Raw genomic sequence first — 11,083 nt, forward strand, 5'->3', positions numbered from 1 at the left:
TGTGCTTAGGGTGGGTTCATGCGCTACGACCTGGTCATATTCGACAACGACGGTGTCCTCGTGGACAGCGAGCCCCTCTCCAACGCCATCCTGGCCGGTTACCTGACCGAACTGGGCCACCCCACCACGTACGAGGAATCCCTCCGCGACTACATGGGGGGCGCCACGCACCGCATCCACGACACCATCCTCGAACGGACCGGGCAGCGACTGCCCGACGATTTCGACGAGACCTTCCACGCCCGGGTCTTCGCCGCCTTCGAACGCGACCTCACCGCCGTCGCCGGAGTGACCGACGTCCTCGGCAAGCTCGTCGCCGACGGCGTGCCCTACTGCGTCGCCTCCTCCGGCAGCCACGAACGGATCCGCGTCGGGCACCGCAAGACCGGCCTCGACCTGTGGTTCACGCCCGGCACCGTGTTCAGCGCCCAGGACGTCGGCCGTGGCAAGCCCGCCCCCGACCTGTTCCTCCACGCGGCCGAACGGATGGGGGCCGCCCCCCAGCGGTGCGCCGTCGTCGAGGACAGCCCCCTCGGCGTCCAGGCCGCCCGCGCCGCCGGCATGGACGTGTACGCCTTCACCGCCATGAGCACCCCCGACGAACTCCCCGGTGCCCACGGCTACTTCGACGACATGACCCGGCTGCCCGCGCTCCTCCTGTGACACCCCTGTCCGGCGGACCGTCACCGCCGTACCCTCTCCGGCCATGACCGAAGCGCGGCTGCGGCGCGCGCGGCGCGCGCTGGCCCTCTCCTTCCTCGCGCAGGGCACCGCCTTCGCGCTGCTCGTCACCCGCGTCCCCGCCGTCCAGCAGCAGTACGGCATCCCCGACGCCCACCTGCCCGTCCACCTCGCCGGCGTGCCCCTGCTCGCCGGGCTCGGCAGCGTCGCCACCGGTGCCCTCGTCACCCGCGTCCCCGCCCGTACCGTCCTGCGGTGGGCGCAGCCCGTCGTGCTCCTCGCGCTCGCCGGGATCGGCGTCGGCGGGCGGGCGTGGCAGCTGGGCGTCGCCCTCGGCGTGTTCGGACTCGCCGCCGGCGCGCTCGACGCGTCCATGAACATGCTCGGCGTCAGCCTCCAGCGGGAGTACGGGCGGAGCATCGTGCTCGGCCTCCACGCCGCGTACAGCCTCGGCGGGATCGCCGGCGCGGGCCTCGCCTGGGGCGGCGCCCGGCTCGGATTGCCGCTCGACCGGTTCTACCCGCCCCTCGTCCTGCCGCTGCTGGCCGTCGTCCTCCTCGCCGGCCACCGGTACGGCGACCGGCGGATCGGCGGCACCCAGCCCGGCACCCCGCTCCGTACTCCGTCCGGCACCCCGTCCCGTACCCCGCCCAGCACCCCGTCCGGCGCCCCGCCCCGCGCCGGGGGCGGGCGGCGCCCGGCCGGGCGGGCCCTGCTGCCGCTGTGCCTCGTCGCGGCGTTCGCGTACGTCGGGGACGCCACCGTCTCCCACTGGAGCGCCACCTACCTCCGGGACGTCCTCGGCGGCTCCGAGGCGTTCGCCACCCTGCCGTACAGCGCGTACATGGCCACCACCCTGCTCGGGAGGGCCGTGGGCGACCTTGTCGTGCGGCGGTACGGGGCCGTCGCCGTCGTGCGGGGCGGCGCCCTCCTCGCGTCCGGCGGGTTCGCCGCCGTCGCCGCGGCGCCCGGGCCGTGGACCGGGCTCGCCGGGTTCGCCGTCCTCGGACTCGGGCTGAGCGTCATCGTCCCGCAGACCTTCGCCGCCGCCGGGCGGCACGCCACCGCCGCCGGGCACGGCCCACCGGCCGCCGACGCGGCCGTCGCGCGGCTCAACGCCTCCACCTACGCCGGCCTCCTCGTCGGGGCGCCGCTCGTCGGTGCCCTCGGCGAGGCGTGGAGCCCGCGCTGGGCCATGGCGGTGCCGCTCGTGCTCGTGCTGGCGGCACTCCCGTACGCCGGTTCCTTCGCCGGGCGCACCGACCGATACGGTGGCGGTCATGAGCGGCCGCGCACTGTTGATGTGGGATGACGCAGTAACCGGGTACGACTTCGGCCCCGGCCACCCCATGGACCCCGTACGGCTCGCGCTGACCATGGAGTTGGTGCGGGCCCTCGACGTCGACCGGGCCGTCGACATCAGATCCGCCAGGCCCGCCGGGGACTCCACGCTGCGGCTCGTCCACCGCGAGGACTACGTCGCCGCCGTGCGCGCCGCGTCCGCCGACCCGGCCCGCGCCGACCAGGCGTACGGGCTGGGCACCGCCGACGACCCGGCGTTCCCCGGCATGCACGAGGCGTCCGCCCGCATCGCCGGGCTGTCCGTCGGCGCCGCCGAGGCCGTGTGGCGCGGGGACGCCGCCCGCGCCGTCAACTTCACCGGCGGCCTCCACCACGCCATGCCCGGAGCCGCCGCCGGGTTCTGCGTCTACAACGACGCCGCCCTCGCCATCGCCCGGCTCCTCGAACTCGGGGCCGAACGCGTCGCCTACCTCGACGTGGACGTCCACCACGGCGACGGCGTGCAGGCCGTGTTCCAGGACGACCCGCGGGTCCTCACGATCTCCCTCCACGAACACCCCCGCACGCTCTTCCCCGGCACCGGATGGCCCGAGGAGACCGGCCGGGGCCCCGGCGAGGGCAGCGCCGTCAACATCGCCCTGCCCGCCGGGACCGGCGACGCCGGCTGGCTGCGGGCGTTCCACGCCGTCGTCCCCGAACTGCTCGCCGACTTCCGGCCGCAGGTCCTCGTCACCCAGCACGGCGCCGACACCCACTTCGAGGACCCGCTCGCCCACCTCGCCGTCTCCCTCGACGCCCAGCGGGCCGTCCAACTGGCCTGCCGGGGCCTGGCCGACGAACACGTCGAAGGCGGTCGCTGGGTGGCCCTCGGCGGTGGCGGCTACGCGGTCGTCGACGTCGTACCGCGGTCCTGGGCGCACCTCGTGGGCATCGCAGCCGGGGCAGACGTGCCGCCCGAGACGGCCGTCCCGCAGTCCTGGCGGGACGTCGTGTACGCGCGGACCCGGCTGCCCGGGCCGCGGCGCATGACCGACGGGCGGTGGCCCGTCACCTGGCGGCCCTGGGAGGACGGCTACGACCCCGAGGACCGGCTCGACCAGGCCGTCCTGGCGACCCGCAAGGCCGTGTTCCCGCTGCGCGGGCTCCTCGTCCAGCCGTGACGGCGGGCAGGGCGCCGTTAGGCCGACCGTGCGGTGCCCGGCCGTTCCCGGCGCGGCGCCCGGTCCCGTGCGGCACCATCGACGGAGTGCTGAGTACCGGGGCGCTGCGCGCGCACCTGCTGGCGGCCGGACTGGCCGGGCCCGTCGCCACCGCGCGCGAGAAGAGCCTGCGAAACTACCGGCTGTTCGCCGCCCGCGACCCGCGGGTCACGCTCGGGCTCGCCCCCGAACGGCGGTGGGACGAACGGGACCTGCTGCGGCTCATGGCCGACAGGTGCGGGGTGTCCGAGGACCCCGGGCACCGCACCGGGCAGGATGTCATCGATCCCGAGCGGACCCTCGACGCGCTGGACGCGTTCGCGGGGCGGCTCGCCGCCGCCGCCCGGCGCCGCGCCCCCGTGCTGTTCGGGACCGGGCACCCCCACCGGCTGCTGGGCTTCTACGCCACGTTGGCAGACGCCCTGTCGTCGGCAGGCTGTCCCGTTCTCACCCCCGCGCAGGGGAGATGTATCGACATAACGACCCGATTCGGCGTACGTACCCACCGTCTCGACTACGCCCGGGGAGTCGCGCTCGTACGGGAACCGCGGGGCGAAGGCGCCGGTTGTGAGCCCGGCGTGCACACCCACTCGCCCCTGCCGGTCAGGGTCGCTCTGGGGGCCGCGGCCGAGGCCGGCGGGCCCCTTCCGGAGCTGGTGGTGGGGGACCACGGATGGGTCTGCGGGGCAGGTCAGCTAGGCATCGAGGCCATCGGGCTGGCCGACACGGACGACCCCGCGCTGTTCGTCGGGGAGGCCGAGGGGCAGGTGGCGGTCGCCGTGCCGCTCGACGACGCGGTGCGGTCCGATTACTACCGCCCGCTTACTCGCTATGTACTCAATCGGGCGTGTCTGTCACCGTAGGCGGCGGGTGGCTGCTCCTCTTCCCCACCCGTATCAACCGCCCCTAGTCTGGGGAGTGAGCGCACGGCGACGAAGAGTCACCGGAGGGGAAGCCGGTGACGTCATGTGCGGAAGGTACAGGTGGGTCATGGTTGCTGCTGGCGAGACTCCTCTCAACGAGGTCAAGTTCCTCACCGTGGCGGAAGTCGCCTCGGTGATGCGCGTGTCGAAGATGACGGTGTACCGGCTGGTGCACAGCGGTCATTTGCCGGCGATTCGGGTGGGGAGGTCCTTCCGGGTGCCGGAGCAGGCGGTGCACGAATACCTCCGCGAGTCCTTCGTGGGGGTGGAGACCGCGTAGTCCGGAGTCCTTTCACCGCCCTCGGATTACGAGCTCGGCGCTCTGGCGGGTAGGCTAGGCCGACGTAGGTCGTGTGGGCCCAGACGCCCCGCACCGAGATCCCCGCTCATGCGGGGGTGTTCCGAGAAGTGAGCGAGGGTAGTCGTGGGCTCTGTTATCAAGAAGCGGCGCAAGCGGATGGCGAAGAAGAAGCACCGCAAGCTTCTGAAGCGCACCCGTGTTCAGCGCCGTAACAAGAAGTAAGCGGCGGCTGTACGTGCGCCTCGCGGCCCTCCCACCGGTTCCGGTGGGAGGGCCGCGGTCATGTTCCGGCCGTTTCCGGGGGCTCCGGTTCCGGACGTTCCGGGGGCCGTGGCCGTCGTGGAGCGGCACGGACCGGTTACGGTGGCAGCCACACGCGTCGCGGGGACCGAACGGAAGGCGCTGAACGTGGGCAGGGTCGTGCTCGTCACCGGGGTGGCCAGGCAGCTCGCCGGCCGTTTCGTACGACGCGTCGTGCGTGACCCCGGTGTCGACCGGGTCGTCGCGGTGGACGCGGTCGCCCCCGAGCACCCGCTGGACGGCGCCGTTTTCGTCCGCGCCGACATCAGGCAGTTCGCCATCGGCCGCGTCCTGGCCGAGCACGGCGTCGACACCGTCGTCCACATGGACGTCTCCGCGTCCCCGCCGGCGGGCGGGGGCGGCCGGGCCGCGGCCAAGGAGACCAACGTCATCGGCACGATGCAGTTGCTCGGCGCCTGCCAGAAGTGCCCCACCGTCGGGCGCGTCGTCGTCCGCTCCAGCACCGGCGTGTACGGCTCCGCCCCGCGCGACCCGGCGGTCTTCACCGAGACGACCCCGCCCAAGTCGCTGCCCGGCGGCGGCTTCGCGAAGGACGTCGCCGAGGTCGAGGGGTACGTACGGGGCTTCGCCCGGCGCCGCCCCGACGTCGCCGTGTGCGTGCTGCGCTTCGCGAACATCCTCGGTCCCGGCGCCGACTCCCCGCTGGCCCAGTACTTCTCGCTGCCGGTGCTGCCCACGGTCCTCGGGTACGACCCGCGGCTCCAGTTCGTCCACGAGGACGACGTGCTCGACGTGCTGCGCATCGCCTCGTCGGAGCCGCGCCGCGGCACGCTCAACAGCGGGACGTTCAACATCGCCGGGGACGGGGTGCTGACCCTGTCGCAGTGCGCCCGGCGCCTGGGCCGGCCGACGCTCCCGCTGCTGCCGCCGGCCGTCACCTGGGCCGGTACGGCCCTGCGGACGTTCGGGGTGAGCGACTTCTCACCCGAGCAGATCCGCCTCCTCACGCACGGCCGGGTCGTCAGCACGGTCCAGATGCGCGAGACCCTCGGGTTCGACCCCACCCACACGACGGCGGAGACCTTCGCGGACTTCGTACGGCACCGGGGGCCCGGCCTGCTGCCGCCGGCCGCGCTGGCGGCGGCCGTCGACGGGGTGGCGGCCAGGCTCGGCGACGGTGTGGCCGCGCGGACGGCGCGGACGGCGAAGCGGCGTGGAACCGCCGGGACAAGGAGCGCGGGCTAACGATGGCGGACGCCAAGGTCATCCCCTTCGACGAGGACCGGCCGCGCGGCGGTGCGCCCCGCACGGGCCGCAGGAGGGCCTCCCCGGGCGCTCCGGCCCGCCCGGTGACCCCGCTGCCGGGACAGGCCGCTCCGGAGGCGCCCGGGCCGCGGGGCGACGGGCACGCCCCGCACCCGCCGGAGGCCGGGGACGCCGGGACCGGACAGGACGCCGGGGCCGGGCGGGAAGCCGAGGTCGGGCGGGACGCCGGGGGCGGTGGCTGGGAGCGGCGGATCGCGGGCGGTCTGGCGTTCCTGCGGCGCCGCGTCACCGGCGCCTACGAGGTCGACGAGTTCGGCTTCGACGAGGAGCTCACCGACCAGGTCCTGATGTCGCTCCTGCGGCCCCTGTACGAGAAGTACTTCCGGGTGGAGGTGCGGGGCGTCGAGAACATCCCGGCCGAGGGCGGCGCCCTGGTCGTGGCGAACCACTCGGGGACGCTGCCGCTGGACGGGCTGATGATGCAGGTCGCCGTCCACGACCACCATCCGGCGGGCCGTCACCTGCGGCTGCTCGCCGCGGACCTGGTGTTCATGCTGCCCGTCGTCAGCGAACTGGCCCGGAAGGCCGGGCACACGCTGGCGTGCGCGGAGGACGCGGAGCGGCTGCTCCAGCGCGGTGAGGTCGTCGGGGTGATGCCGGAGGGCTTCAAGGGGATCGGGAAGCCGTTCGGCGAGCGGTACAAGCTGCAGCGGTTCGGGCGGGGCGGCTTCGTGTCGACGGCGCTGCGTGCGGGCGTGCCGATCGTGCCGTGCTCGATCGTCGGCGCGGAGGAGATCTACCCCATGGTCGGCAACGCCAGGACGCTGGCGCGGCTGCTGGGCCTCCCGTACTTCCCGATCACGCCGACGTTCCCGTGGCTGGGTCCGCTGGGCGCGCTGCCGCTGCCCACGAAGTGGACGATCCAGTTCGGCGAGCCGATCCCGACGGACGGGTACGCGCCGGAGGCGGCGGAGGACCCGATGCTGATGTTCAACCTGACGGACCAGGTGCGGGAGCAGATCCAGCACACGCTGTACAAGCTGCTGGTGCGCCGCCGGTCGGTGTTCTTCTGACCGTACGGGTACGGGTACGGCGTCGGGCGCCGCTCCGTGGGGAGCGGCGCCCGGTTCCGTGCCGTACGCGTCGCTAGCGGACGTCCTCGCCGTCGATGCCGAGGCCCGGGAGGATGCCGGGGAGCAGCGGCGGGAGGGTCACGTCGGGCTCGGTCGCCGGGGACTCCTGGAGGCCGTCCTGGGCGGGCGGTGCCGATGTGCTCGGACCGTCCGGGTCGAGGAGGCCGCCCGTGCCGCCGCCGAGGAGGCCCTCGTCCGTGGCCCTGCTCGAACTGTCGGACGGGCCGGGCGTGCCGTCCGTGCCGCCGGTGCCGCCCGAGGGCTGGGCGTGCGGGCTGGACGGGACCTGGCTGGAGGGGCCGGGGCCGGTCGAGCCGTCGGTGGCGCCGGGCCGGCCGGGGCCGCGACCGTTCTTCTCCGGGGTGTCGGGAAGCTGCGACTTGAGCGGGGCGACCTGTTGGTCTATGGCGTCGAAGACGGACGTCACCTGGTCGCGCACGTCGGTCAGCTGGGGCGGGAGCTTGGCGCGCAGGCCGTCCCACGTGCCGCGGTGGCTGCGGGCGAACGAGTCGAGGGTGGCCATGGGGGCGATGCGGCCGTCCCGCTCGTAGGCGAGGCGGAGCAGGCGGTGGCCTTCGGACACGTGGTGCTGCATGCCGCTGAGCGTGCGGCGGATCTCGTTCAGCGACTCGTGGTCCAGTTCGCCGGACCGGACGCGTTCCAGCAGGCGGCGGGCCTCGCTGAGCCGGGTGGAGGCGTGGTCGAGGTGGATCTCGCCGCGGTCGGCTTCGTCGTCGGCGAGGCCGAGCTTCAGGTCTTCCATGCCCCGCTTCAGCCCGTACAGGGAGTCACCGGGGAGGGCGTCGGAACTGGCGGCGGCGACTCCGCCGAACGCGCCCGCCGCCACGCCCACGGTGAGGCCGCCGGCGGCCAGGCCCTTCGACCAGCGGCTGCGGGGCCGCAGTCTGCGGAGGGCACCGGCGCGGTGCGCGCCGCGACCGCTCGACGTCCGCTGCTCGGGGACCGTGGGGTCCGCGGGCGCGTCGCCAGGGGCCGTGCCCTCCTGGAACATCGCTTCCATGGCGGCGACGAGCTGGGCCCGCTGCACCGCCTTCACTTCGGGGTCCATGGTGGGCTTCGGCAGTTCGCCGAGGCCGTTCGCCAGGGCCAGGAGCCGACTCTGCTCGCTGGGTTGGGCCGACGCCTCGGGCTGCTGGGCCGCCTGTTCTTCCAGGGCCTGGGCGAAGGCGTTCGCCCGCCGGTGCGCCGATACGTTCGCGATCACTGGCGGCACCTCCTCTCGTCATGACGGTCGACTCCCCAGGGGGTCCGGAAGGTTGCACGCGTCGAACACATCCACACGGACGGGTGGGCGGCTGTGGACGGGGTGCGACCAGAGGGAGCCTGCGTCCCGCACAACGAGTGTCGCGGCACTTGGGTTACGGACGGAAGATGATCGGACCAGCGCGTCATGAGGCGGTCACCAGGGGTGAGTTGGCGGGGAGGGGGGCCGGTCGGGGCGGCGGCGGGACGGGGGACGCAAGACGGGGACGGGATGGGGACGGGGCGGGGCGGGGACGGGTGGGGACGGGGCCCGGTGGGTCAGCGGGCGTCTTCGGGGAGCAGCCGGGCGAGCGTGCGCACGGCGCGGTACTGGAGGGTCTTGATCGCGCCCTCGTTCTTGCCCATCACGCGCGCGGTCTCGGCGACGGACAGGCCGTGCAGGAAGCGGAGCGTGACGCACTCCTGCTGCTGGGGGTTGAGCTTGCGGACGGCTTCGAGCAGGGCGGCGTTGGAGAGGGACTCCAGGACGGAGTCCTCGGGGCTGCGCTCGACCTCGTTGGCGTCGAGCATCTCACCCGTGGTCACTTCCAGCCGGAACCGGCTCGATTTGAAGTGGTCGGCGACCAGGTTGCGCGCGATCGTGACCAGCCAGGCACCGAAGTCGCGGCCCTGCCAGGTGAAGGTGGAGATCCGGCGGAGGGCGCGCAGGAAGGTCTCGCTGGTCAGGTCCTCGGCGGTCGCCCTGCCGCCGACGCGGTAGTAGATGTAGCGGTAGACGGTGTCGCTGTACTGGTCGTAGAGACGGCCGAAGGCCTCGGCCTCGCCGGCCTGGGCGCGTTCGACCAGCTCCATCATGCGGCCGCTGTCGCTGTCGGCGGTGGGTCGGCGGGCGGTGGTCGAGGCGCCCGCGCCGCTCCGGGCGCTCCTTCTTCCGACGGCCGCGGCACCGCCGTCGGCCAGGGCGTAGCAGGGGCCGGCGGGGACTGGTACGGCGAATGCGGGGACGGCGTACGCGGTGGGGACGAAGCCGCGCAAGTGGTCGAGGACCGTCGCGCGCAGCGTAGCCAGGCCCGAGGCGTCAACCCCGACGTGTGGGTACACGGGACTCCCAGAGGCAGAGCTTCCATCACGTGCAGTGCGGGACCTTTCACTCGTCGTGGCGACGTGTGGGGGGTTCCGTATGCGTCTGAGGAGAATAACGCTTCGTACAGGGAGTGCTACGCCGAGTTGCTCAAATCGCCGTTTCGGTCGTTTCTGTTGCGTTTAAAGAGCGCAGCGTGTCGCGCTTGACCGCCGCTTTTTGAGCGAATTTATTCGACTTCTGTCTGTCCAGGGGGCGTGTTCTGGCCGAATGCGTCGGGCGCGACTGGCGCCCGATTTCGGCGGGTAGGCCCCCTCGAATGGCGTCGCCCGCGCCCGCGCCCGAGTCCCCGCCCGAGCCGGTGGTCAGCGGCGGCGGCGGTGCAGGGCCACCGCGGCGGCCGTGCCGCCCGCCAGCGCGCCCACGCCCGCGGCGGCGGGAATCCCGACCTTCGCGGCCTTGCGGCCCGTCCGGTAGTCGCGCAGCCGCCACTCCCGCTCCTTGGCGTACCGGCGCAGCTTCGCGTCCGGGTTGATCGCGTACGGGTGGCCGACCAGCGACAGCATCGGGATGTCGTTGTGCGAGTCGCTGTACGCCGCGCAGCGGTCCAGGTCCAGCCCCTCCGCGGCGGCCAGGGCCCGTACGGCCTCCGCCTTGGCCGGGCCGTGCAGCGGTTCGCCGACCAGGCGGCCGGTGTACACGCCGTCGACGGACTCGGCGACCGTGCCCAGCGCGCCGGTCAGCCCGAGCCGCCGGGCGATGATCGTCGCCGTCTCCACGGGCGCCGCCGTGACGAGCCACACCTTCTGTCCGGCGTCCAGGTGCGCCTGGGCGAGGGCACGGGTGCCGGGCCAGATCCGGTCGGCCATGTACTCGTCGTAGATCTCCTCGCCGATGGTCGCGAGCTCGGAGACGCGGTGGCCCTTGACGATCGACAGGGCGCTCTCGCGGGCGTTCTGCATGTGCTCCGGGTCCTCGACGCCGGCCAGCCGGAACCACGCCTGCTGCCAGGCGAACCGGGCCAGCTCGCGGCGCTGGAAGAACTTCCGCTTGTACAGGCCGCGACCGAAGTGGAAGAGGGCGGCGCCCTGCATGACCGTGTTGTCCAGGTCGAAGAACGCAGCCGCGCGGGCGTCGCCGCGGACGGGGAACTCGACCTCCGGTTCCGCTTGCGCCAGCGCCCGGTCGAGGAGCTCCAACTGTTGGGAGGTCTTGCGCGCCGCCTCCGCCGCGGCCTCGCCGGCCAGCACGCTGCGCGCCGTGGCGGGGCGCCTACGAGGGGAGAGCCATCCGAGTGCGGCCATGTCGTGAGCATAGCCAGTGCGTCCGCCACCGCCCGACTTGTGGGACGCCCCCGTGTGAACCCTCGGCGGCGGAGGGGTGAAGCGGCACGCCGGGGCGCGGACAATGGGCGCATGTTCGGACGTACGAAGAAGAGGCCCGCCGGTCCGCGGACCGTCACGCTCATCGGGAAGCCCGGGTGCCACCTGTGCGACGACGCGCGCGCGGTGGTCGAGCGCGTCTGCGCGGAGACGGGCGCCGTGTGGGAGGAGAGGGACATCACACGGGACGAGGCGCTGCACCGGGCCTACTGGGAGCAGATCCCCGTCGTGCTGGTGGACGGCGAACAGCACACGTTCTGGCGGGTGGACGAGGCGCGGCTGCGGGAGGCGCTGTCGGGGTGACCGGGAGCCGGCCGGGCAGGTTCGGGG

At 73.7% G+C, this 11,083-nt stretch carries 12 protein-coding genes; 9 read left to right on the forward strand and 3 right to left on the reverse strand.

Going from position 1 to position 11,083, the window contains the following annotated elements:
• The first annotated feature begins 18 nt into the window (after positions 1–18).
• The 8 genes from RND61_RS05635 to RND61_RS05670 all read left to right on the forward strand — a co-directional run bounded on the left by RND61_RS05635 (position 19) and on the right by RND61_RS05670 (position 7,006).
• Positions 19–663 carry an HAD family hydrolase gene (locus RND61_RS05635; RefSeq protein WP_315876632.1) on the forward strand — a complete coding sequence of 215 codons (645 nt, stop codon included), beginning with the start codon at positions 19–21 and terminating at the stop codon, positions 661–663.
• Between the two features lie 43 nt (positions 664–706).
• Entirely contained in the window at positions 707–1,993 is a 1,287-nt protein-coding gene (locus tag RND61_RS05640) for an MFS transporter (protein WP_315876633.1), read from the forward strand.
• Positions 1,962–3,143 carry an acetoin utilization protein AcuC gene (locus RND61_RS05645; RefSeq protein ID WP_315876635.1) on the forward strand — a complete coding sequence of 394 codons (1,182 nt, stop codon included), beginning with the start codon at positions 1,962–1,964 and terminating at the stop codon, positions 3,141–3,143. The genes RND61_RS05640 and RND61_RS05645 overlap by 32 nt, the downstream gene beginning before the upstream one ends.
• A gap of 86 nt (positions 3,144–3,229) precedes the next feature.
• Positions 3,230–4,045, forward strand: a complete 816-nt coding sequence (locus RND61_RS05650; RefSeq protein ID WP_315876636.1) for a phosphatase — start codon at positions 3,230–3,232, stop codon at positions 4,043–4,045.
• Between the two features lie 127 nt (positions 4,046–4,172).
• On the forward strand, positions 4,173–4,385 hold the full coding sequence (locus RND61_RS05655) for a helix-turn-helix domain-containing protein (protein ID WP_058944276.1): 213 nt from the start codon (positions 4,173–4,175) through the stop codon (positions 4,383–4,385).
• A gap of 144 nt (positions 4,386–4,529) precedes the next feature.
• Positions 4,530–4,628 (forward strand): 30S ribosomal protein bS22, encoded by a 99-nt coding sequence (locus RND61_RS05660; protein WP_003948845.1) that lies wholly within the window; start codon positions 4,530–4,532, stop codon positions 4,626–4,628.
• Positions 4,629–4,814: 186 nt separating this feature from the next.
• Positions 4,815–5,912, forward strand: a complete 1,098-nt coding sequence (locus tag RND61_RS05665) for an NAD-dependent epimerase/dehydratase family protein (RefSeq protein WP_315876875.1) — start codon at positions 4,815–4,817, stop codon at positions 5,910–5,912.
• Positions 5,913–5,914: 2 nt separating this feature from the next.
• Positions 5,915–7,006, forward strand: coding sequence for a 1-acyl-sn-glycerol-3-phosphate acyltransferase (locus RND61_RS05670; RefSeq protein WP_315876639.1), 1,092 nt, complete (start codon positions 5,915–5,917; stop codon positions 7,004–7,006).
• Positions 7,007–7,079: 73 nt separating this feature from the next.
• Here RND61_RS05670 and RND61_RS05675 read toward each other — a convergent pair whose 3' ends face one another.
• The 3 genes from RND61_RS05675 to RND61_RS05685 all read right to left on the reverse strand — a co-directional run bounded on the left by RND61_RS05675 (position 7,080) and on the right by RND61_RS05685 (position 10,675).
• Positions 7,080–8,291 carry a DUF5667 domain-containing protein gene (locus RND61_RS05675; protein WP_315876640.1) on the reverse strand — a complete coding sequence of 404 codons (1,212 nt, stop codon included), beginning with the start codon at positions 8,289–8,291 and terminating at the stop codon, positions 7,080–7,082.
• 317 nt (positions 8,292–8,608) lie between these two features.
• On the reverse strand, positions 8,609–9,391 hold the full coding sequence (locus RND61_RS05680; RefSeq protein ID WP_315876642.1) for an ECF subfamily RNA polymerase sigma factor, BldN family: 783 nt from the start codon (positions 9,389–9,391) through the stop codon (positions 8,609–8,611).
• A 345-nt stretch (positions 9,392–9,736) separates the two neighbouring features.
• Entirely contained in the window at positions 9,737–10,675 is a 939-nt protein-coding gene (locus tag RND61_RS05685; protein ID WP_315876643.1) for an HAD family hydrolase, read from the reverse strand.
• Positions 10,676–10,786: 111 nt separating this feature from the next.
• On the opposite strand from RND61_RS05685, the gene RND61_RS05690 reads away from it, so the two are divergent.
• A complete protein-coding gene (locus tag RND61_RS05690; RefSeq protein ID WP_315876645.1) occupies positions 10,787–11,056 on the forward strand; it encodes a glutaredoxin family protein in 270 nt (89 codons plus the stop codon).
• Positions 11,057–11,083: the final 27 nt, after the last annotated feature.

Origin of the sequence: Streptomyces tamarix, from assembly GCF_032423885.1 — a bacterium.
Classification (GTDB): Bacteria; Actinomycetota; Actinomycetes; order Streptomycetales; family Streptomycetaceae; genus Streptomyces; species Streptomyces tamarix.